The 22,358-nt window shown below is 69.8% G+C and carries 19 protein-coding genes, 1 pseudogene and 1 riboswitch; of the genes and pseudogenes, 15 read left to right on the top strand and 5 right to left on the bottom strand.

The genetic code is table 11. The features are described from left to right. Positions 1–42 precede the first annotated feature (42 nt). From ftsR to MQN93_RS41630, 4 genes are all read left to right on the top strand, one after another. Positions 43–777 carry a transcriptional regulator FtsR gene (ftsR, locus tag MQN93_RS41645; RefSeq protein ID WP_242713586.1) on the top strand — a complete coding sequence of 245 codons (735 nt, stop codon included), beginning with the start codon at positions 43–45 and terminating at the stop codon, positions 775–777. 84 nt (positions 778–861) lie between these two features. Then, positions 862–1,335 (top strand): bifunctional nuclease family protein, encoded by a 474-nt coding sequence (locus tag MQN93_RS41640; RefSeq protein WP_004002801.1) that lies wholly within the window; start codon positions 862–864, stop codon positions 1,333–1,335. Between the two features lie 215 nt (positions 1,336–1,550). After that, positions 1,551–2,234, top strand: a complete 684-nt coding sequence (locus tag MQN93_RS41635) for a MerR family transcriptional regulator (RefSeq protein WP_242713585.1) — start codon at positions 1,551–1,553, stop codon at positions 2,232–2,234. Positions 2,235–2,331: 97 nt separating this feature from the next. Beyond that, entirely contained in the window at positions 2,332–3,693 is a 1,362-nt protein-coding gene (locus MQN93_RS41630) for a DNA polymerase IV (RefSeq protein WP_078516587.1), read from the top strand. A 52-nt stretch (positions 3,694–3,745) separates the two neighbouring features. On the opposite strand, the gene MQN93_RS41625 is transcribed toward MQN93_RS41630, so the two are convergent. Next, positions 3,746–4,153, bottom strand: a complete 408-nt coding sequence (locus MQN93_RS41625; RefSeq protein WP_242713584.1) for a PRC-barrel domain-containing protein — start codon at positions 4,151–4,153, stop codon at positions 3,746–3,748. Between the two features lie 113 nt (positions 4,154–4,266). Continuing rightward, positions 4,267–4,362, top strand: a riboswitch (glycine riboswitch). A gap of 175 nt (positions 4,363–4,537) precedes the next feature. On the opposite strand from MQN93_RS41625, the gene gcvP reads away from it, so the two are divergent. Then, positions 4,538–7,423, top strand: a complete 2,886-nt coding sequence (gene gcvP / locus MQN93_RS41620) for an aminomethyl-transferring glycine dehydrogenase (protein ID WP_242713583.1) — start codon at positions 4,538–4,540, stop codon at positions 7,421–7,423. Between the two features lie 69 nt (positions 7,424–7,492). Here the strand turns inward: gcvP and MQN93_RS41615 are convergent, their stop codons facing one another. The 3 genes from MQN93_RS41615 to MQN93_RS41605 form a co-directional block, all read right to left on the bottom strand. Next, positions 7,493–7,888 (bottom strand): TOBE domain-containing protein, encoded by a 396-nt coding sequence (locus MQN93_RS41615; RefSeq protein ID WP_037781590.1) that lies wholly within the window; start codon positions 7,886–7,888, stop codon positions 7,493–7,495. A gap of 159 nt (positions 7,889–8,047) precedes the next feature. After that, the gene (locus tag MQN93_RS41610) at positions 8,048–8,566 is read right to left on the bottom strand and encodes a hypothetical protein (protein ID WP_242713582.1); all 519 of its coding nucleotides are present in this window, start codon (positions 8,564–8,566) and stop codon (positions 8,048–8,050) included. 119 nt (positions 8,567–8,685) lie between these two features. Beyond that, a complete protein-coding gene (locus MQN93_RS41605) occupies positions 8,686–10,638 on the bottom strand; it encodes an APC family permease (protein ID WP_016434107.1) in 1,953 nt (650 codons plus the stop codon). A 551-nt stretch (positions 10,639–11,189) separates the two neighbouring features. Here MQN93_RS41605 and kdpF point away from each other — a divergent pair. The 5 genes and pseudogenes from kdpF to MQN93_RS41580 all read left to right on the top strand — a co-directional run. Continuing rightward, on the top strand, positions 11,190–11,279 hold the full coding sequence (gene kdpF / locus MQN93_RS41600; RefSeq protein WP_016434100.1) for a K(+)-transporting ATPase subunit F: 90 nt from the start codon (positions 11,190–11,192) through the stop codon (positions 11,277–11,279). A gap of 7 nt (positions 11,280–11,286) precedes the next feature. Further along, positions 11,287–12,951, top strand: a complete 1,665-nt coding sequence (gene kdpA, locus MQN93_RS41595; protein ID WP_242713581.1) for a potassium-transporting ATPase subunit KdpA — start codon at positions 11,287–11,289, stop codon at positions 12,949–12,951. Next, positions 12,948–15,095, top strand: coding sequence for a potassium-transporting ATPase subunit KdpB (gene kdpB / locus MQN93_RS41590; RefSeq protein WP_242713580.1), 2,148 nt, complete (start codon positions 12,948–12,950; stop codon positions 15,093–15,095). The genes kdpA and kdpB overlap by 4 nt, the downstream gene beginning before the upstream one ends. Positions 15,096–15,100: 5 nt before the next feature. After that, positions 15,101–15,769 (top strand): potassium-transporting ATPase subunit C, encoded by a 669-nt coding sequence (locus MQN93_RS41585; protein ID WP_242713579.1) that lies wholly within the window; start codon positions 15,101–15,103, stop codon positions 15,767–15,769. Between the two features lie 84 nt (positions 15,770–15,853). After that, positions 15,854–16,296, top strand: a pseudogene (locus tag MQN93_RS41580) (response regulator transcription factor); the annotation flags it as partial. A gap of 29 nt (positions 16,297–16,325) precedes the next feature. Here the strand turns inward: MQN93_RS41580 and MQN93_RS41575 are convergent. Then, the gene (locus MQN93_RS41575; protein ID WP_242713578.1) at positions 16,326–16,889 is read right to left on the bottom strand and encodes a universal stress protein; all 564 of its coding nucleotides are present in this window, start codon (positions 16,887–16,889) and stop codon (positions 16,326–16,328) included. Positions 16,890–17,292: 403 nt separating this feature from the next. Between MQN93_RS41575 and MQN93_RS41570 the strand changes: the two genes are divergently transcribed. The 5 genes from MQN93_RS41570 (at position 17,293) to MQN93_RS41550 (ending at position 22,312) form a co-directional block, all read left to right on the top strand. Further along, a complete protein-coding gene (locus MQN93_RS41570) occupies positions 17,293–17,628 on the top strand; it encodes an SAV_915 family protein (protein ID WP_242713577.1) in 336 nt (111 codons plus the stop codon). Between the two features lie 16 nt (positions 17,629–17,644). Beyond that, entirely contained in the window at positions 17,645–18,976 is a 1,332-nt protein-coding gene (lysA, locus tag MQN93_RS41565) for a diaminopimelate decarboxylase (RefSeq protein ID WP_242713576.1), read from the top strand. Positions 18,977–19,193: 217 nt separating this feature from the next. Beyond that, positions 19,194–20,489, top strand: coding sequence for an extracellular solute-binding protein (locus MQN93_RS41560; RefSeq protein WP_242713592.1), 1,296 nt, complete (start codon positions 19,194–19,196; stop codon positions 20,487–20,489). 6 nt (positions 20,490–20,495) lie between these two features. Then, the gene (locus MQN93_RS41555) at positions 20,496–21,494 is read left to right on the top strand and encodes a carbohydrate ABC transporter permease (RefSeq protein ID WP_242713575.1); all 999 of its coding nucleotides are present in this window, start codon (positions 20,496–20,498) and stop codon (positions 21,492–21,494) included. Between the two features lie 53 nt (positions 21,495–21,547). Continuing rightward, a complete protein-coding gene (locus MQN93_RS41550; protein WP_242713591.1) occupies positions 21,548–22,312 on the top strand; it encodes a carbohydrate ABC transporter permease in 765 nt (254 codons plus the stop codon). Positions 22,313–22,358: the final 46 nt, after the last annotated feature.

Genomic DNA, 22,358 nt, shown 5'->3' with positions numbered 1-22,358 from the left:
CGGCCACCGGACTTGGTCCGGGGGGATCTACAGGGAATGTCCATGCTGCGAACACCGAGCGGCGGTGCCGGTCACGGTACCGCCGCCACGGACGGTCTGATGAGCATCGGCACGGTGCTGACCGTGCTGCGCGACGAGTTTCCCGAAGTCACCATCTCCAAGATCCGTTTCCTGGAGTCCGAGGGGCTCATCGAGCCGCAGCGCACCCCCTCGGGCTACCGCAAGTTCAGCGCTCAGGACGTCGAGCGCCTCGGCCACGTGCTGAGGATGCAGCGGGACCACTATCTGCCCCTCAAGGTCATCCGCGAGCATCTGGACGCCATGGAGCGCGGTGAGGCCGCCCCGCTGCCCACGGTGGGGCGCCAGCGGGACGGCGAGCCCCTGCTGGAGCCGGCCGAGGGGCCCACGGCGGCCCGCATCGGACGGGCCGAGCTGCTCGCCGCCGCCGGGATCGGTGAGCGGGAGCTCCAGGAGTGGGAGTCGTACGGGCTCCTCACACCACTGGCGGACGGGACGTACGACGCCGAGGCGGTGACGGTGGCCTCGCTCGTCCTGGAGCTGGGCCGGTTCGGGATCGAGCCGCGTCACCTCAGGGCCATGAAGGCCTCCGCCGAGCGTGAGGCCGGACTCGTGGACCAGGTGGTGGCGCCCCTGAAGCGGCATCGCAACCCGCAGACCAGGGCGCATGCCGAGGCGCGTACGAAGGAGCTCGCGGCGCTCACGGTCAGGTTGCACGCCTCGCTCGTGCAGACCGCGCTCGGTGTACGGCTGCCCTGAACCGGCGCGTTCGCCAAGGCCGGATCGTCCCCCCGATGTCTGCCCGACTACCCAAACGTCCCGGGCACGTCCTAGGGTTACTGTGTGAACGAGCTCGATGTCGTAGGTGTCCGGGTCGAAATGCCCTCCAACCAGCCGATCGTGCTCCTGCGTGAAGTGGGAGGCGACCGCTACCTCCCCATCTGGATCGGACCGGGGGAGGCGACGGCGATCGCCTTCGCCCAGCAGGGCATGGCCCCCGCGCGGCCGCTGACCCACGACCTGTTCAAGGACGTGCTGGAGGCCGTCGGTCAGGAGCTCACCGAAGTACGCATCACCGACCTGCGCGAGGGCGTCTTCTACGCCGAGCTGGTCTTCGCCAGCGGGGTCGAGGTCAGCGCCCGTCCGTCCGACGCCATAGCGCTAGCCCTGCGCACGGGAACGCCGATCTACGGCAGCGACGGTGTGCTCGACGACGCGGGCATCGCGATCCCGGACGAGCAGGAGGACGAGGTCGAGAAGTTCCGCGAGTTCCTCGACCAGATCTCGCCCGAGGACTTCGGGACCAGCAGCCAGTGACACATCGCCGGACCGGCGGCAGATGGGCCGGACCGGCGGCGGGTGGGAGCGTCCAGCGGCCCCGCCCGAAGGCATTCGGCTAGCCTTTCCCCGCGGTTGGATGCGGGAAACCACTCGTAGGGTGATTATCACTCGGCGTGCCGAGTGTGGCGGTCGTTGACGCACCCCGAGTGGCTGCCTACCTTCGAGGAGGCAGGTCAAGGACGGAGGTCGGCGTGAGAAGTAGCGGCGACGGTACGGCTGGGGGAGCCCCTGGACGCAGTCCGGGGGAGAGCGGTCCGTACCCTCCCCCCGGCTCTCGGCTCCGCCCGGGCGGGGGGTGTCCCCCTCACGGCGGCGGCGCCGATCACGCTCCGCAGCGACCGGCCGCGGTGCCGACCGGCGGAGGAGCGACGTCCATGGCGTCGGAGGAGATCGGCTACCGCGGACCGACGGCCTGCGCGGCCGCCGGCATCACCTATCGGCAGCTGGACTACTGGGCCCGCACCGGACTCGTCGAGCCGAGCGTCCGGCCGGCGTACGGGTCGGGGACGCAGCGGCTGTACAGCTTCCGGGACGTCGTCGTCCTGAAGATCGTCAAGCGGTTCCTGGACACCGGTGTCTCGCTGCAGAACATCCGCACGGCGGTGACGCATCTGCGTGAGCGCGGCTTCCGGGACCTGGAGCGCATGACGCTGATGAGCGACGGCGCCACGGTCTACGAGTGCACGTCGCCCGACGAGGTGCACGCGCTGCTCCAGGGCGGTCAGGGCGTCTTCGGGATCGCCGTCGGCGTGGTGTGGCGGGACGTCGAGAGCGCCCTCTCACAGCTGCACGGCGAGCGGGTGGACACCGGCGAGACGCTGATCGGGCACAACCCGGCGGACGAACTGGCGCGGCGGCGGAACCGCGCGGTCTGAGCCTCCTGACCTGCCCGGCATGCGTGGCTCGCCAGAAAACGCGCGTTCGAGCGGTGCTACGACGGCATTGTCAGTGGCGTAGGGCAGCATCGGACCTGTGAGGAACGCGGCTACGATCCTGCATCTCGACATGGACGCCTTCTACGCTTCGGTGGAGCAGGCGTCCAAGCCGAGTCTGCGCGGGAAGGCCGTGATCGTGGGCGGGCTCGGGCCGCGCGGTGTCGTCGCGACGGCCTCGTACGAGGCACGTGTCTTCGGGGTGCGGTCGGCGATGCCCATGGCCCAGGCGCGGCGGCTGGCACCGAACGCCGCGTATCTGGTGCCCCGCTTCGGGTTCTACCGGTCGATCAGCGAGCAGGTCATGGCGTTGCTGCATGCGCTGTCGCCGCTGGTCGAGCCGCTGAGTCTGGACGAGGCCTTCGTGGACCTGGAGGCCGGCGACGCCGCCTGGGACGACGCGTCGGCGCGGCTGGTGGGGGAGAAGCTGCGTTCCGACATACGGGTGGGTACGGGCCTGACCGGGTCCGTGGGCCTCGCCGCGTCCAAGATGGTCGCCAAGATCGCCTCCGAGGAGGCCAAGCCGGACGGGCTGGTGCTGATCGAGCCCGGGACCGAGCGGGCCCTGCTCGGGCCCATGTCGGTGCGGACGCTGCCGGGGGTGGGGCCGGCGACGGGGGACCATCTGAGACGGGCCGGGATCAGCACGGTCGACGAGATCGCCGAGGCGGGCGAGGACGAGCTGGTGCGGCTGTTGGGCAAGGCCCACGGGCACGCGTTGTACGCCATGGCGCTGGCGCGCGACGACCGGCCGGTGGTCGCGGAGCGGGAGACCAAGTCGGTGTCGGTCGAGGACACCTACGACGTGGACATCCACGACCGTCTCCGGGTGGGCATGGAGGTGCAGCGGCTGGCCGAGCGCTGTGTACGGCGGCTGCGCGAGGCGGGGCTGTCGGGGCGGACGATCGTGCTGAAGGTGCGCCGGTACGACTTCTCGACGCTGACGCGCTCCGAGACGCTGCGGGGACCCACGGACGATCCGGCGGTGGTGCGCGAGGCCGCGGCCCGGCTGCTGGACACGGTGGACACCACGGGCGGGGTACGGCTGCTGGGCGTCGGGGTCAGCGGTCTCGCCGACTACACCCAGGAGGATCTGTTCGCGCAGGCCGCGGGGGAGCAGGCGGCCGTGCCGGTGGAGGAGCCGTCGCAGGAGACCGCGGAGGTGCCGCAGGAGCCGGTCGAGCGGCGCTGGCCCGCGGGGCACGATGTGCGGCACGCGGAGTTCGGGCACGGGTGGGTGCAGGGCAGCGGCCTGGGCCGGGTCACCGTGCGGTTCGAGACGCCGGACTCGGAGCCGGGGCGGGTGCGGACCTTCCGGACCGACGACGGCGACCTGGAACGGGCGGATCCGTTGCCGCTGGTGGCGCAGGGACCGGGCGCATCCGTGGCCGGGGTGTCCTAGGCGGCTGGGGTGTCCTGGTTGTCGGACGGAGCGGCCCTGACAGGGGACAGGGTCAGGCGTCGGCCGAGGTGTCCTGGGCGTCGGCGTCCTTGGTGTCCTCGGCGTCCGCGAGCTTGCCGAAGGAGCGGTCCGGCATGGGGCCGCTCGCGCCGATGTCGAGGCCGTAGTGGTGATAGAGCTGGAGTTCCTGTTCGGGGGAGAGATGGCGGCCGACACCGAAGTCCGGGGCGTCCTTGATCAGGGTGCGGTCGAAGGGGACGTGCAGGGTGCCCTCGACGAGCTCGCTGGGCGCCAGGGGGACGAAGGCGTCCCGGGAGAACAGGCCGGTGCGTATGGCCGCCCACTCGGGCACGCCGGTCGCGTCGTCGAGATAGACCTCGTCGACGGTGCCGAGCTTGGTGCCGTTGCGGTCGAACGCCCTGCGGCCGATCAGGTTGCGCGGATCGATGTCGGTCTGCACGGTCCCTCCACTTGGTCGCAACTCATCCGTAAGCACTACAAAAGAGCACAACGGGCGAGGCGGCCACTCGAAAATACGCGCATTGCACTCGCTGGTAGGCTGACAGCGGCTGCTGACCCCGTGCGGGAGAGTCCTCCAGACACCATCGGAGGCGCCGAAGGAGCAAATCCTCCCCGGAATCTCTCAGGCACACGTACCGCGCGGACGAGGTCACTCTGGAAAGCAGGGCGGGTGTCGACGGCTTCCGCTCTCACCGACGGTGAAAACCGGGAGCTTTCGGGCGACCCGGTGAAGCTCTCAGGTTGAGATGACAGAGGGGGAGGCCGTCCGGGTACCCGTGCCGTGGTGCCCCTCGAAGGTCGTGTCGACCAGGAGGCCTCCGCAATGACCCCGCATCGCATTCCGCTCACCGAGCTGGAGAAGGGCATTCCCTTCGAACAGCGTCATATCGGCCCCGACCACGAGGCCCGGGCCAAGATGCTCGCGCAGGTCGGCTACGGCTCGCTGGACGAGCTCACGGCCGCCGCCGTCCCGGACGTGATCAAGAACGCGGACTCGCTGGAGCTGCCGGGCGCGCGCACCGAGGCCGAGGTGCTGGCCGAGCTGCGCACGCTCGCCGAGCGCAACGAGGTGCTCGACTCCATGATCGGGCTCGGGTACTACGGCACCTTCACTCCGCCGGTCATCCTGCGCAATGTCATGGAGAACCCGGCCTGGTACACGGCGTACACGCCCTACCAGCCGGAGATCTCGCAGGGCCGGCTCGAGGCGCTGCTGAACTTCCAGACGATGGTCGCCGACCTCACCGGGCTGCCCACCTCCGGTGCCTCGCTGCTCGACGAGGGCACGGCCGCCGCGGAGGCCGTGGCGCTGTCGCGGCGCATGGGCAGGAACAAGAAGGGCCTGTTCCTGGTCGACGCGGATGTGCTGCCGCAGACCATCGCCGTGATCCAGACCCGTGCCGAGCCGGCCGGCGTCGAGGTCGTCGTCGCCGACCTTGCCGACGGCATCCCGGCCGAGGTCGCGGAGCGTGAGATCAACGGAGTGCTGCTGCAGTACCCCGGCGCGTCCGGTGCCGTACGCGACATCAAGCCGCTGATCGACCAGGCGCACGAGCTCGGCGCGCTCGTCACCGTCGCCGCCGACCTGCTCGCGCTGACCCTGCTGAAGTCGCCCGGCGAGCTCGGCGCGGACATCGCCGTCGGCACGACCCAGCGCTTCGGCGTGCCGATGGGCTTCGGCGGGCCGCACGCCGGCTACATGGCCGTGCACGAGAAGTTCGCGCGCAGCCTGCCCGGGCGGCTCGTGGGTGTGTCCGTGGACGCCGACGGACACAAGGCCTACCGGCTCGCGCTGCAGACCCGTGAGCAGCACATCCGGCGCGAGAAGGCCACCAGCAACATCTGCACCGCGCAGGTGCTGCTCGCCGTGATGGCCGGAATGTACGCCGTCTACCACGGGCCCGACGGCCTGCGGGCGATCGCCCAGCGCACCCACCGCTACGCCACGATCCTCGCGGAGGGCCTGCGGGCCGCCGGCGTCGAGGTCGAGCACGGCTCCTACTTCGACACGCTCACCGTGCGCGTGCCGGGCCGCGGCGCGGAGATCGTCGCCGCCGCGCGGAAGAACGGCGTCAACCTCCGCCTCGTCGACACCGACCGTGTCTCGATCGCCTGCGACGAGACGACCAAGCGGGCCCAACTGGCCGCCGTGTGGAACGCGTTCGGCATCGAGGCCGACATCGAGGCGCTGGACGCGGCCGCCGGGGAGGCGCTCCCGCAGGACCTGCTGCGCAACGACGCCGTCCTCACCCACCCCGTCTTCCACCAGCACCGCTCCGAGACCGCGATGCTGCGCTACCTGCGCCGGCTCGCCGACCGGGACTACGCGCTCGACCGCGGCATGATCCCGCTGGGCTCCTGCACCATGAAGCTCAACGCGACCACGGAGATGGAGCCGGTCACCTGGCCCGAGTTCGGGCAGCTGCACCCCTTCGCGCCCGCCGAGCAGGCGGACGGCTACCTCACGCTCATCCGCGAGCTGGAGGAGCGTCTCGCCGAGGTCACCGGGTACGACAAGGTCTCGCTGCAGCCCAATGCCGGGTCGCAGGGCGAGCTGGCCGGACTGCTCGCGGTGCGCGGCTATCACCGTGCCAACGGCGACGAGCAGCGCACGGTCTGCCTGATCCCCTCCTCCGCGCACGGGACCAACGCCGCGAGCGCCGTGATGGCCGGCATGAAGGTGGTCGTCGTGAAGACCGCCGGGGACGGTGAGATCGACGTCGAGGACCTGCGGGCGAAGATCGAGCAGTACCGCGACGAGCTGGCCGTGCTGATGATCACGTACCCCTCGACCCATGGTGTGTTCGAGGAGCATGTCGCCGACATCTGCGCGCAGGTCCACGAGGCCGGCGGGCAGGTGTACGTCGACGGCGCCAACCTCAACGCCCTTGTGGGGCTGGCCAAGCCGGGGCACTTCGGCGGCGACGTCTCGCACCTCAACCTGCACAAGACGTTCTGCATCCCGCACGGCGGCGGCGGTCCGGGCGTCGGTCCGGTCGGCGTACGGGCGCACCTGGCGCCGTATCTGCCGAACCACCCGATGCAGCCCGCGGCCGGTCCCGAGACCGGTGTCGGACCGATCTCGGCCGCCCCGTGGGGCAGCGCGGGCATCCTGCCGATCTCGTGGGCGTACGTCCGGCTCATGGGCGGCGAGGGGCTGAAGCGGGCCACGCAGGTGGCCGTGCTGTCCGCCAACTACATCGCCAAGCGGCTGGAGCCGCACTACCCCGTGCTCTACGCCGGACCCGGCGGGCTGGTCGCGCACGAGTGCATCATCGACCTGCGCCCGCTGACCAAGGCGACCGGCGTGAGCGTCGACGACGTCGCCAAGCGGCTGATCGACTACGGCTTCCACGCGCCGACGATGTCGTTCCCGGTGGCCGGCACGCTGATGATCGAGCCGACCGAGTCGGAGGACCTGACCGAGCTGGACCGGTTCTGCGAGGCGATGATCGCCATTCGGGCGGAGATCGAGAAGGTCGGGGCGGGGGAGTGGCCGGCCGACGACAACCCGCTGCGGGGTGCCCCGCACACGGCTGCCGCGCTGGGCGGTGAGTGGGAGCACGCGTACTCGCGCGAGGAGGCCGTGTTCCCGGCCGGGGTCTCGGCCGCCGACAAGTACTGGCCGCCGGTGCGCCGGATCGACCAGGCCTACGGCGACCGCAACCTGGTCTGCTCCTGCCCGCCGTTGGACGCGTACGAGGACTGACGTCCGCGTATCGGGATGGTGTGAAGGGCCCCGCTTCGGCGGGGTCCTTCTGCGTCGGGCTCTCGGAGGTCAGGCGCGGTCGATGTGTACGTTGGTCGACTTGACGCGGGCGGTGGCCTCCATGCCGACCTCCAGGCCCAGTTCCTCGACGGCCTCGCGGGTCAGCAGGGAGACCAGGCGGTGCGGGCCCGCCTGGATCTCGACCTGGGCCGCGACGTCGCCGAGCTTGATCGCGGTGACGATGCCGGGGAACGCGTTGCGGACCGAGGTGTAGGACGTGTCCTCCTCGGCGCCGCCCGCCTTGGCGAGTTCGACGGAGAACGCGGCCAGATCCCGGCCATCGATGAGCCGGCGGCCGCCCTCGTCGCGATGGGTCGCCACCCGTCCGGCGTCCGCCCAGCGGCGCGCGGTGTCCGGACTCACGCCGAGCAGCCGCGCTGCCTGACCGATCGTGTAGCTCTGCATGCGGTCACCATAGGGCCGGTGATGGGGCAGGGTGGACCGGGGGCGGGGTGTCGGCGTCGAGGCGATGTTCGCGTGATTCCGCGTCATGTCCGCCTGGTGAGTGCGTGTGTCGGGACAGGCCCGATGCCCTGAGTTCAGGACAGGCCCGATGTTCTGAGATCAGGACAGGCCCGATGCTCTGAGTACCGCCTCGGCGGTTTCGTCGTCGATGTGGTGGCCGAGGCGGTGCAGGACGTCCGCGCCGTGGCGGAGGGTGCCGTGGTCGAGGGAGCGGCGGACGCCGGTGTCCAGTTCGTGCCAGAGGAGGGGGTTGGCGGTCAGGACGCGGGGGTCGAGTTCCAGGCGGTGGCCGTGGGTGTCCTGCAGTACGAGGTGTGAGGAGGCGCCGTCGTACTGCCGGACCGAGACCAGGGCGTCGGTGTGGACGGTGCTGCTGTGCAGTGGGCCACGTACCGTCAACCTGCCGGAATCCGCGGTGACGTGGGGCGGGAGGAGGACGGTGAAGACCATGGACGACAGCGCCAGCCACAGCAGACCGCGCGCCGGGGTCAGGGTCCCGGCGTTCCAGTCGACCAGGGTCGTCATGGCGAGGAAGACGACGGCGCAGCAGGCGGCCAGTCGGGCACTGCCACGCCAGTGGCGGTCGACGGCCGGGCGCCGGGGTGTGCTCCGGTCCATGAGGGGACCGTAGGGGTGGTGGGGCGCCGGTGCGGCTGTCGCTGACGGGGTTCTGACGGCGTGACGCCGGGTCTTGACGCCGCTCTGATGCGGACGCCGCTTCGATGTGGGCCGCCGGTTCAGCCGGTGTGGACGCGCGGCCTGCGGTCGCGGTCGGGCTCCGCCTCGCGCAGCACCTCGCGGGTGACCGGGGCGACCTCGCCCTGGCCGAAGAGGAAGAAGCGCAGGAAGTTGGCGAAGGGGCTGCCCTCGGTCCACTCGAAGTAGATGTGCGGGGTGCAGCCCGTGACGTCGCGGACGTGGAGGAGCAGCGCTGCCAGGGCGTTCGGGATGGAGGAGGACTCGAGGGTCAGGATCCGGTAGCGGTTGTGCAGGACCTCGCCGCGCACGGTCAGGCCCGCCTCGAACTCGGACGGGTCGAGGACCGTGACCTCGACGAAGACGAAGTCCTCGCCGGGCAGGTCGTTGTCGGTCTGGATCTGCTCGATCTTCTCGCGGTACTCGGCCTTGTCCCGCTGGTCCGGCTCGTTGGCGATGAACCGGATCTTCCGGCTCGCCATGTCCCTGATGAAACGATCCGCCATCGGGTCCAGGGACACGCTGGTCACACGCAGCTCGAAGGCGCGGGCCAGCCGGGACAGCAGGGAGACCAGGATGATGCCGGCGATGAAGCAGGCACCGATCTTGACGCCGTCGGGGCGCTCGATGACGTTGACGACGGTCGTGTAGAGGAACACCGCCGAGATCACGCCGAAGGCGATGGTCCAGCCGCGCTGGCCTGCCTTGTGGGCGGCGATGGTCACCGCGATCGCGGCGGAGCTGATCAGCACCAGCACGCCGGTGGCGTACGCGCCGCCCTGCGCGTCGACGTTCGCGTCGAAGATCCAGGTGACCAGGAAGGCGATCAGGATGAAGACGATGACCATGGGGCGCACGGCCCGCGCCCAGTGCGGGGCCATGCCGTAGCGCGGGAGATAGCGCGGCATGAGGTTGAGCAGGCCGGCCATCGCGGAGGCGCCGGCGAACCACAGGATGGCGATCGTCGAGATGTCGTAGACCGTGCCGAAGCCGCTGCCCAGGTAGTGGTGGGCCAGGTAGGCGAGCGCACGGCCGTTGGCCTCGCCGCCGGTCTCGAACTCCTTCTCCGGGATCAGAAGTGTGGTGATGAAACTGGTCGTGATCAGGAAGGCGCTCATGATGATGGCGGCCGTGGTGAGCAGCTTCTTGGTGTCCCGGATCCGGCCCGTGGGCCGCTCCTCGGTGTCGTCCGGGTCGCCCTTGACGTGCGGCATGACGGCGACGCCGGTCTCGAAGCCGGAGAGGCCCAGGGCGAGTTTGGGGAAGACGACCAGGGCGACACCGATCATCGCGAAGGCGTTGCCGTGCTCGGCGGTCAGGCCGCTGGACCAGTCGGTGACCACGTGCCCGGCGGTGGCGACGTGCCACAGGCCGACGATCACGACCACCACGTTCAGGCTGAGGTAGACGCCCACCAGGGCGAACGCGACACCGATGGCCTCCAGGAAGCCCTTGAGGAAGACCGCGCCGAGCAGGGCCACCAGGAGCAGGGTGATCAGCATCTGCTTGTCGTGCAGGGCGCTGTTCAGGTGCGGGTTCTCGACCAGGTGGGTCGAGGCGTCCGCCGCCGAGAGCGTGATGGTGATCAGGAAGTCGGTGGCGGCGAAGCCGAGCAGGGTCAGGACGAAGAGCTTGCCCTTCCAGAACGTCAGCAGCCGCTCCAGCATCGCGATCGAGCCCTGCCCGTGCGGACTCTCCTCGGCCACGCGCCGGTACACCGGGAGGGCGCCCGCGAGGGTGACGATCACCAGCACGATGGTCGCCACGGGTGACAGCAGCCCCGCCGCCAAGGCCGCGATGCCCGGCTGGTAACCCAGGGTCGAGAAGTAGTCGACACCGGTGAGGCACATGACCCGGTACCAGGGCTGACCCTTGTGCTCCGGGTCCGACTCGGCCGGCTGTTCCTGCTTGGCGTGGCCCTTGCCCATGTCGGACAGGCCTTCCAGCATCCACGCGCGCAATCGGCTGGGTGGGGGGTGCTCGGTCGTGGCCATCGGCGTGCTCCTGATGTGCGGCTCAGCGTGGTGTCGGGCCATCACGCGGACGGCGGCACCAGCGTAAGCGGAGCGTGACGCCTGGGCCCACGGATCATGGGCCCTTGGGCGTCAAGCTTCCGTTAAGAGTGGCCTGGTCGGCGTAGGCCGCACATCAAGGAGCGGGCGCTGAGTCACACAGGCCGGTGGATCCGCTGTACGGGGGAGGGCGGCTCCGGCGACCGGAGGCGAGCACTCAGCGTCATGACGTACGGCGTCTGCCCCTGATCCGGCTCGCCTGCGAGCACCGCACGCTGCTGTCTGGCGTGACCCGAATCACCCGCCGACCTGCGGTGATCGCCCTTCCGTAAGAGTTCCGTCAAAGGCGCGCAGTGTGCCGTATGGGACCCGTCAACGGCGCTCGATTCCGGCCACGAAGGCTGTTTCCTCGAACCGTCCCCGTCCGATCGAACCTCACTCCAGGAGCTCACGATGGCCGATCTGGCCTTCGTCGTCACCACGATCGCGTGTTTCGTTCTGGTGGCCCTCGTCGCCAAGGGGGTGACCAAGCTGTGACCGCCGAGAACATCGTCGGCCTCGTCGTGGCCGTCGCCCTGCTGGGTTATCTCGTCCTCGCCCTGATCTTCCCGGAGAGGTTCTGAGACAGACATGGGTCCCGTACTCGCAGGCGTCCTCCAGCTGCTCGCCCTCATAGGCGCGCTGGCGGTCGTCCACATCCCGCTCGGCAACTACATGGCCGGGGTCTACTCCTCCGACAAGCACTGGCGTGTCGAGAAGTGGATCTACAAGGGCATCGGTGCCGACCCCGACACGGAGATGCGCTGGCCCGCGTATCTGCGTGGCGTCCTGGCCTTCTCCGTCGTCGGCGTCCTCTTCCTCTACCTGCTGCAGCGGATCCAGGGCGTCCTGCCCGGTTCGCTCGGCTTCTCCTCGATCGACCCGGACCAGGCGTTCAACACCGCCGTTTCCTTCGTGACCAACACCAACTGGCAGTCGTACTACGGCGAACAGACCATGGGCCATGTCGTGCAGACCGCCGGTCTGGCCGTCCAGAACTTCGTCTCGGCCGCCGTCGGCATCGCCGTCGCGGTGGCGCTGGTGCGCGGCTTCGCGCGGTCGCGCACCGGTGAACTCGGCAACTTCTGGTCCGACCTGGTGCGCGGTGTCATCCGCATCCTGGTACCGATGGCCGCGATCGCCGCGGTGGTCCTGGTCGCCTGCGGCGCCATCCAGAACTTCTCCGGCATCCACGAGGTCGGCCAGTTCATGGGCGGCTCGCAGCAGTGGAACGGCGGCGCAGTCGCCTCCCAGGAGGCCATCAAGGAGCTGGGCACCAACGGCGGCGGCTACTTCAACGCCAACAGCGCCCACCCGTTCGAGAACCCCACGCCGTTCACGAACCTCTTCGAGATCTTCCTGATCCTGGTCATCCCGTTCTCGCTGACCCGCACCTTCGGCGTCATGGTGGGCTCGGCCAAGCAGGGCTACGCGATCCTCGCGACCATGGCCACCATCTGGGTCGGCTTCGTCTCGCTGATGATGTGGACCGAGTTCACCCACCACGGCCCGGCCTTCGAACTCGCCCGTGGTGCCATGGAGGGCAAGGAGGTCCGCTTCGGCGTCGGTGCCTCGTCGATCTTCGCGACGTCGACCACGCTCACCTCGACCGGCGCGGTGGACTCCTTCCACTCCTCCTTCACCGGCCTCGGCGGCGGCATCACCATGCTCGGCATGATGCTGGGCGAGATCGCGCCGGGTGGTACCGGCTCCGGTCTCTACGGCATGCTGATCATGGCGGTCATCGCGGTGTTCATCGCCGGTCTGATGGTCGGACGTACACCCGAGTACCTGGGCAAGAAGATCGGCTCACGCGAGATCAAGCTGGCGGCCTGCTACATCCTGATCACGCCGGCACTGGTGCTGGTCTTCACGGCCTTCGCCATGGCGCTGCCCACTCCGGCGAACTCGATGACGAACTCCGGGGCGCACGGCTTCTCCGAGATCCTCTACGCCTATACGTCGGGGGCCAACAACAACGGCTCGGCGTTCGCCGGACTGAACGCGGACACGCAGTGGTTCAACAGCACGATCGGTCTGGCGATGCTGTTCGGCCGCTTCCTGCCGATGGTGTTCGTCCTGGCGCTGGCGGGTTCGCTCGGCGAGCAGAAGCCGGTCCCGGCCACCGCGGGCACCCTGCGCACCGAGAAGCCGCTGTTCACCGGTCTGCTGGTGGGCGCCATCCTGATCATCACCGGTCTGACGTACTTCCCGGCGCTCGCGCTGGGCCCGCTGGCCGAGGGGCTGGCGTCATGACCACCCGTACCGAGAACCAAGAGGACTCGATGTCCACAGCCACTCCGACCCGGGCGCCGCACAGCGACGTACCCACCGGGCACAAGCCCGCCGAAGGACGTGTCGGCGCCGGCCTCTTCGACCCCAGGCAGCTGCTCACGTCGCTGCCGGACGCCTTCCGCAAGCTGGACCCGCGGGTGATGGTCAAGTCCCCCGTGATGTTCGTGGTGTGGGTCGGCTCCCTCCTGACCACCGTCTTCTCCTTCAAGGACCCGGGCGACTGGTTCGGCTGGGCGATCAGCGCCTGGCTGTGGCTGACCGTGATCTTCGCCAACCTGGCGGAGGCCGTCGCCGAGGGCCGTGGCAAGGCGCAGGCCGACACCCTGCGCAAGGCCAAGACCGACACGGTGGCGCGCCGGCTCGTGGACGACCGTCTCGTGGACGACCGTGAGGAGCGGGTGCCCGGCACGGAGCTGAGGATCGGTGACCTGGTCGTCTGCGAGGCCGGCGACATCATCCCCGGTGACGGTGACGTCATCGAGGGCGTCGCCTCCGTCGACGAGTCGGCGATCACCGGTGAGTCGGCCCCGGTCATCCGTGAGTCCGGCGGCGACCGCTCGGCCGTCACCGGCGGCACGAAGGTCCTCTCCGACCGCATCGTCATCAAGATCACGACAAGGCCCGGGGAGACCTTCATCGACCGGATGATCAACCTGGTCGAGGGCGCGGCCCGGCAGAAGACGCCGAACGAGATCGCGCTGAACATCCTGCTGGCCTCGCTGACGATCGTCTTCCTGCTCGCCGTGGCCACCCTGCCGCCGCTCGCGGACTACGCGGGCACGCACCTGACGATGGTCGTGCTGGTCGCACTCCTGGTCTGTCTGATTCCGACCACGATCGGCGCCCTGCTCTCCGCGATCGGCATCGCGGGCATGGACCGGCTCGTCCAGCGCAACGTCCTGGCCATGTCGGGCCGTGCGGTCGAGGCCGCCGGCGACGTCTCCACGCTGCTCCTCGACAAGACCGGCACCATCACCCTCGGCAACCGTCAGGCAGCCGAGTTCGTGCCGGTGAGCGGCACCACCGAGGCCGAGGTCGCGGACGCAGCCCAACTCTCGTCGCTGGCCGACGAGACACCCGAGGGCCGCTCCATCGTCGTCCTGGCGAAGGAGAAGTACGGGCTGCGCGAGCGTCACCAAGGAGAGCTCGCGGGCGCCGACTGGATCGCCTTCACCGCCCAGACCCGTATGTCGGGCGTGGACGTCGACGGGCGCAGGATCCGCAAGGGCGCGGCCGGTTCGGTCATCGCCTGGGTCCAGAACGAGGGCGGCACGGTCGCCGAGGACGCGGACGGCATGGCCGACCGCATCTCCGAGGCCGGCGGTACGCCGCTGCTGGTCGCCGTCAAGGACGGCCGCGGTGCCCGCGTGCTGGGGGTCATCCACCTCAAGGACGTCGTCAAGGACGGCATGCGCGAGCGGTTCGACGAGCTGCGCCGCATGGGCATCAAGACGGTCATGATCACGGGCGACAACCCGCTGACCGCCAAGGCGATCGCCGAGGAGGCGGGCGTCGACGACTTCCTCGCCGAGGCCACGCCCGAGGACAAGATGGCGCTCATCAAGCGGGAGCAGGCGGGCGGCAAGCTCGTCGCCATGACCGGTGACGGCACCAACGACGCACCCGCGCTGGCCCAGGCGGACGTCGGGGTCGCGATGAACACCGGCACGTCGGCCGCCAAGGAGGCCGGCAACATGGTCGACCTCGACTCCAACCCGACCAAGCTCATCGAGATCGTCGAGATCGGCAAGCAACTCCTCATCACCCGGGGCGCGTTGACCACGTTCTCCATCGCCAACGACGTCGCGAAGTACTTCGCGATCATCCCGGCGCTGTTCGCGGCCGTCTACCCGGGCCTCGACAAGCTCAACATCATGGACCTGTCCTCACCCGACTCCGCGATCCTGTCCGCGGTCGTCTTCAACGCGCTGATCATCGTCGCGCTGGTGCCGCTGTCCCTCAGGGGTGTGCAGTACCGGCCGGTCAGTGCGGACAAGTTGCTGCGGCGCAACCTCACGATCTACGGCCTCGGCGGGCTGGTCGCGCCGTTCGTCGGCATCAAGCTCATCGACCTGCTCATCTCCCTCATCCCCGGAATCGGCTGATCGCCATGAACAACTCCGTGACCAACACCGCCCGGTTGCTCGGGGCGGGCCTGCGTGCCCTCCTCGTGCTGACCCTGGTGACGGGCGTCATCTACCCGCTGGTCCTCACCGGCATCGCCCAGGGGCTGTTCACCGGCAAGGCGAACGGTTCCGAGATCAAGGCGGACGGCAGGGTCGTCGGCTCCTCGCTGATCGGCCAGGCGTACAACCTGCCGTTGAAGAAGGGGCAGGAGACGCCGGCACCCGACCTGAAGTGGTTCCAGGGACGGCCGCAGAACGGCCTCGGCACCAACAGCGTCAACACGCAGTACAAGCTGATCCTGTCCGGCGCCACCAACCGTTCCGGCGACAACGCCGACCTGATCAAGTGGGTCAAGGACGCGAAGGCCGCCGTCGTCAAGGACAACTCGGTGCCCGGCTACACGGTCAGGGCGTCCCAGGTGCCCGCCGACGCGGTCACGTCCTCCGGCTCCGGCCTGGACCCGGACATCTCTCCCCAGTACGCCGAGATCCAGGTGCATCGGGTCGCCGAACGCAACGGTCTGTCCGTCGCGCAGGTGAACCGGCTCGTCCAGGACCACACCGAGAGCCGCACGCTCGGCTTCATCGGTGAGCCCCGGGTGAACGTCCTCGAACTCAACATGGCGCTCAAGGCCCTCGTGGCCAAGGGCTGATGGCGTTACGTGAACCCGGCGTGAGCCGGCCACCGGAGCCGTCCGGCCGGCCGGCTCACACGGCTGTGAGGAGGGGCTACACCCATGACCAGGGTGCTGGTGGTGGAGGACGACCCGCAGCTGGTGCGGGCCCTCGTGATCAACATGCAGGTGCGCCGGTACGGCGTGGACGCCGCCCCCGACGGGGCCACGGCCCTGCGGCTCGCCGCCACGCGCCGGCCCGACGTGGTGATACTCGACCTCGGACTGCCGGACATGGACGGCGTCGACGTCCTCAAGGCCCTGCGCGGCTGGAGCCGGGTCCCGGTGCTGGTGCTGTCCGCGCGCCGGGCCTCCGAGGAGAAGGTGGCCGCACTCGACGCGGGCGCCGACGACTACATCACCAAGCCCTTCAGCATGGACGAGCTGATGGCCCGGCTGCGCGCGGCCGTGCGCCGCGTCGAGGAGACCCCGCGATCACCAACCCTGGCCGGCTCGTCACCCAGAAGTACCTGCTCCAGGAGGTCTGGGGGGTCTCCCGGAGCACGCGGCAGGGGACGAGGTGGGCGTCGAGCTCTCACGCCTCCGGTCGTAGCGTCTTCGTCCCCCTGAGCACGTCCCCGGAGTCCAGGCGCCGCCGCCAGGTGTTGCGGCGGTGGACGGCCGCCAGTTCGGACTGGAGCGGGGACGGCGGCACCGCGAGGACCGGGCAGGTGGCGTGGGCCAGGCAGTACCGGCTCGTCGAAGGGGCGAGGGCGCGGTGCAGCGCGCTGCGCCGGCCGGCGCCGACGACCAGCACGTCGCTCTCGCGGTCGGCCGTCGCGACGAGGGCGCGGCCCGGGGCGCCCCGGACGACGAGCGCGGTCATCGGGACCCGCGGGCCGTCGTCGCCGAACACGTCGTCGAGCGCCGCGAGCAGCCGCTCCCGGGCCAGACGCTGCCACTCGCCGACCATCAGCGCGGAGGCGGGGGAGCGGCGTGCGGCGAGTTCTCCGCCCGGCGGCTCCCAGGCCAGTACCGGCCACAGCGAGGCGCCCCGGAGCCGGGCCTCCGCCGCGGCGCGGCACAGCGCGGTGAGGCTGCCCAGCGAACCGCTCACCCCCACCACGACCCGGGTGGGCACAGGGTCGGAATCGGACATGGCTCCACCGCCTCTCCGTACGTCCACCGTGGGCGCCGTACGTTCCTCGTGGGCGCCGCTGCTGCCTTCCATCCCACTCCTCGTCCGCCGCCCGCAGCCACCTCGTCCGCCGTTTTTGGCGCGCTTCTGACGGCACGTTTCCGCCTCCGCAGACCGCCGCGTCAGCGTCCCGTCAGCGTCCGCCCGATCGCCGTCAGCGTCGCGTCATGAGGGGGCCGGAACCCCGGGTGAGCGGGCATAGCGTCGATGACGAGCCCCCCCACCAGGCATCTCCCGGGGCAAGCACCGAGTACCGAGTACCGAGCATCGAGAACCACGAACCAAGAACCGAGAACCAAGAACCGAGAACCAAGAACCGAGAACCAAGAACCGAGAACCGAGAACCGAGAACCAGGAGCCCCTCATGACCGACCCCCTGTGCGGCGAAGACCCCGAGCCCGCCGATCCAACCCCGGCCGGGCCACTGTTCGTTCCGGTCCGGCCGGGACCCTCGGGCTGCGTGGCGCGGCTCTTCCGCACGCCCCTCGGCGAGCGCACAGCCGTCGCCTTCACCTCCGTACGCGCCCTGACCGCGACCCTCGGCCCCGACCAGGCGTGGATCATGCTCGCCGAACCCGCGCTGCGTGCCCTGACCGCACCGCTCGGCGTCACCCGGCTCACGCTGGACCCCCAGTTCTCGGCACCGGCGCCCGCGCCGCTCACACCTGTCGCACCCGCGCCCGCCCTGCGGATCGGTTGAGGGGAGAGCACACACGATGACCACCGTCCACGAACGAGCCGTCACCGCGGTCGCCGACGAGCTGTCGGTCTGGCCCGCCTCCACCACCGAGCCCCGGTCCGGGCATCCGGCCGTGGGCGGAGTGCCGCTCGCCGAGATCGCCGACCGGTTCGGCACGCCCGTCTACGTCCTCGACGAGGGCGAGGTCCGTGAACGCTGCCGCACCTACCGGCACGCCTTCCCGGACGCCGAAGTCCTGTACGCGGCCAAGGCGTTCCTGTGCCGGGCCATGGTCCACTGGATGCAGGAGGAGGGCCTGGGGCTCGACGTCTGCTCGGCCGGCGAACTGGAACTCGCCGTCACCACCGGCTTCCCGCCCGAGCGCATCGTCCTGCACGGCAACGCCAAGAGCCCGCGCGACCTTCAGAGCGCGCTGCGCCTGGGCGTCGGCCGGATCGTCATCGACAGCCCCTCCGAGATCGCGCGACTGGCCGCCGCGGTCGGCCCGGGCGGCCATCAGAGGGTCATGGTCCGGGTGGTGCCCGGTATCAGCGCGGGCGGCCACGCGAAGATCCGTACCGGCACCGACGACCAGAAGTTCGGCCTGTCCATCTCCGACGGCTACGCCCAGCACGCCATCGCGCGGATCCTGGACCAGCCGCAGCTCGAACTCACCGGCCTGCACTGCCACTTGGGGTCGCAGATCACCACGGTCAAGCCCTATCTGGCCGCCGTACGGCGCATGGTGGGCCTGATGGCCCGGCTGCACGAGCAGCACGGCCTGCTGCTGCCCGAACTCGACCTCGGCGGCGGCCACGGCATCGCCTACCGCCCGGGCGACGAGGCCCTGGACCTGACCACGCTGTCCCGCAAGGTCCGCACCGAACTCGCCGAGGCCTGCGCCTCCGCAGGACTGCCCGTGCCGCGTCTGATCATCGAACCCGGCCGTGCCGTCGTGGGACCGGCCGGCGTGGCCCTCTACCACGTCCTGGCCGTCAAGCGCTCCGGCGACCGTACGTTCGTGGCCGTCGACGGCGGCATGAGCGACAACCCGCGGCCCGCGCTCTACGGCGTGCGCTACGCGCCCCGGCTGGTCGGCCGGCACAGCGCGGCGCCGCTCGCCCCGGCGGCCGTGGTCGGCCGGCACTGCGAGGCCGGCGATGTCCTCGCCGAGAGCGAACTCCCCGCCGACGTCCGTCCCGGAGACCTGCTCGCGATCCCCGTCGCCGGGGCCTACCACCTGTCGATGGCCTCGACCTACAACCTCGTCGGCCGCCCGCCGGTCGCCGCCGTGCACGAGGGCCGGGCCCGGCTTTTGGTGCGCCGCGAGTCCCTGGACGACATCCGTAGCCGCGACATAGGCCTCTAGCCGGGAGTCCACGCAACGAGGCGAAACATTCGAATCATTCGGCGAACATTACGGAGTACCGTTTCCTACTCCAGATTTACCGTGCGCAAGGGGTTGCCACCGTTTAGGAGCTGTCTCTAGGGTGCGGCAACAACGCATCTTTCTGGATCTTCTCCGAAACTTTCGGTCACGACGGACGGTCGTGGACGCGCGCCGTCCCTACCCCAAGGAGCGCATGATGGGCGACCGGGCACTGTCCCGCCGCGGCTTCCTGGCGGCCTCCGCCGCGGCCGGTCTGGGCATGACGGCACTGAGCGGCTGCGGCGGCGATTCGGACGGGGGGTCGTCGGACGGGACGACCACGATCGAGTGGTGGAACATCTCCACCACCGAACCCACCAAGACCGTATGGGCCGGCCTCGCCAAGAAGTTCGAGGCCCAGAACCCCAAGGTCAAGCTGAAGATCGTCCAGCTGGAGAACGACGCCTACAAGTCGAAGATGACGGCGCTCATCGCCTCGGGGAAGCTGCCGGACATCTTCCACACCTGGGGCGGCGGAGTGCTCGAGCAGCAGGTTGACGCGGGGCTCGTGGAGGACCTCAGCGACTCCACCAAGCCCTGGTCGGACGGGATGCTGTCGGTCGCCAAGCAGCCGTATCTGATCGACAAGAAGCTCTACGGCATCCCGTTCGACATCGGCATGGTCGGCTTCTGGTACAACAAGGCGCTCTTCGAGCAGGCCGGCATCGGCGAGCCCCCCACCACCTGGGCCGGCTTCCTCGACGCGGTGAAGAAGCTGAAGGCCAAGGGCATCACCCCGCTCGCCCTCGCGGGCAAGGAGAGCTGGACCGGCATGTACTACTGGGCGTATCTCGCCATGCGCACCGCCGGCATCGACGCCCTGGAGAAGGCGAACGAGAACAAGGACTTCACCGGCGACGGGTTCGTCCAGGCCGGCGAGCATCTCAAGGAACTCGTCGACCTGCAGCCGTTCCAGAAGGGCTTCCTCGGCGCCGCCTACTCGACGCCCAACGGCCAGGCCGCCACGGTCGGCAACGGCAAGGCGGCCATGGAGCTGATGGGGCAGTGGGCCCCCGTCGTCGAGGCGGACGCGGGCAAGGGCCTCGGCGCGAACCTCGGGTTCTTCCCCTTCCCCGCCGTCGACGGCGGACAGGGCGCGATCACCGAGGTCTTCGGCGGCGGCGGAGGCCACGCCCTGCGCAGGGGCGCCCCGAAGGAGGCCGTCGACTTCCTGAAGTTCTTCGCCTCCGAGACCACCGACCTGGAACTGGTCAAGAAGACCAACACCCTGCCCGTCGTGCCCGGCGCGGAGAAGGCGCTCGCCGACCCCAACACCAAGGCCGTACAAGCCCAGTTGAAGGGCGCCACCGGCTTCCAGCTCTACCTCGACCAGGCATACGCCCCCGCCGTCGGCCAGGAGGTCAACGACAGCGTCGCCGCACTCATCGCCGGGTCCAAGTCCCCCGGGCAGGTCGCGCAGTCGATCACCAAGGTCGCGAAGGAAGAGCAGTAGCCGGCGATGACCTCGACCTTCCTTCCGGACCAGCGGAAGGGCCCCGACGTCGCCCTCCCGCCCCCGGCCGCGGCATCGGCCCGGGGGCGGGCGCGCCGGCGCCTGCTGAACTGGCTCACCGCCGTCGGCTTCCAGGTGCCCGCACTGGTGCTGTTCATCGGGCTCGTGCTGCTGCCGATGCTGTTCGCGCTGTACGCCGCCTTCTTCCGCTGGGGCGGCTTCGGCATGCCCTCCGACTACATCGGCGCCGACAACTTCACCCACCTCTTCGACGACCCCGTCTTCCTCGGCGACCTGTGGCGCTGTCTGCTCCTGGTCGTGCTCTCGCTCGCCCTGCAACTGCCGTTCGCGCTCGCCATGGCCGTCGCCCTCAACCAGAAGCTGCGCGGCCGGGCCGTCTACCGGATGCTCTTCTTCGCGCCGTACGTCCTGTCCGAGGCCATCACCGGCGTGCTGTTCAGCATGATCTTCGCCCCGGACGACGGGCTCGCCGACCATGTCCTCGGCGCGATCGGCCTGGACACGCTCGGCGGCGAGTGGTTCGCCGACCCCTCCTGGGTCATGGCGAGCCTCTTCCTCGTCATGACCTGGAAGTACTTCGGCTTCCACATGATGCTCTACCTGGCCGGACTCCAGTCCATCCCGGCCGAGTTGACGGAGGCGGCCCTCATCGACGGCGCGAACCCGTGGCAGCGCTTCCGCAATGTCATCCTGCCGCTGCTCGCGCCCACCCTGCGCATCAGCGTGTTCCTCTCCGTCATCGGGGCGATCCAGCTCTTCGACCTGGTCTGGGTGATCACCCAGGGCGGGCCCGACCACCACTCCGAGACGATGGCCGTGACGATGTTCCAGTACGGCTTCAAGCGCTACCAGGTCGGCTACGCCAGCGCGATCAGCGTCGTCATGTTCGGCATCTGTCTCGTCTTCGCCCTCGCCTACCAGCGGTTCGTGCTCCGCCGCGACCTCGAAGGTGCCACCACGACGATGAGGGGGGACGGCACGTGAAGACCGTACGCAATCTGCCGCTGCACGCGGTCCTCGTCGTGGTCGGCGCGGTGATGGTCGTCCCCCTGCTGTACGCCGTCCTGTCCGGCTTCAAGTCGACCGACGAACTCTCCCGCAACGCCTTCGGGTTCCCCGAGCGCTGGCTGACCGGCAACTACACCGACATCCTCGGCTCGGGCGCCTTCTGGCGGCTGCTCGGCAACAGCACGCTGATCGCGGTCGCGACGACCGTGCTCGTGGTCGCCGTCTCCGCGCTCGCCTCCTTCTCCTTCGCGCGGTTCGCCTTCCGCGGCCGGGAGGTGCTGTTCACCCTCTTCACGATGGGGCTGATGTTCCCCTTCGCGGTGGCCGCCCTCCCGCTGTTCCTGCTGCTGCGCTCCCTCGGACTGCTGGACAACCCGCTCGGCGTGATCCTCCCGCAGGCGGCCTTCGGGCTGCCGATGACGATCATCATCCTGCGTGCCTTCTTCCGGCAGATCCCCGGCGAGCTGGAGGAGGCCGCCACCCTCGACGGCTGCAGCGCCTTCGGGTTCTTCTGGCGGGTCCTGCTGCCCATGGCACGGCCGGCGCTCGGCACGGTCTCGGTGCTCGCCGTCGTCACCAGCTGGAACAACTTCATGCTGCCGCTGCTGGTGTTCACCGACTCCAAGTGGTGGACGCTGCCCCTCGGCGTCGCCCAGTTCCAGGGCGAGTACTCGGCGCAGTACGCCCGTGTCTTCGCCTATCTCGTCCTGGCGATGGTCCCCGCCCTCGCCTTCTACTCGGTCGCCGAACGCCAACTCGTCGGCGGCCTGGCCGCCGGTGCCACGAAGGGATGACCCGCTTCGGCGGACGTACGGCCCCGCACCACACACGTGAGGAGTC

The organism is Streptomyces spinosisporus (assembly GCF_022698145.1).
Classification (GTDB): domain Bacteria; phylum Actinomycetota; class Actinomycetes; order Streptomycetales; family Streptomycetaceae; genus Streptomyces; species Streptomyces spinosisporus.
Note: the sequence above shows the minus strand (reverse complement) of the source record. Positions and strands in the feature narration are given on the sequence as shown.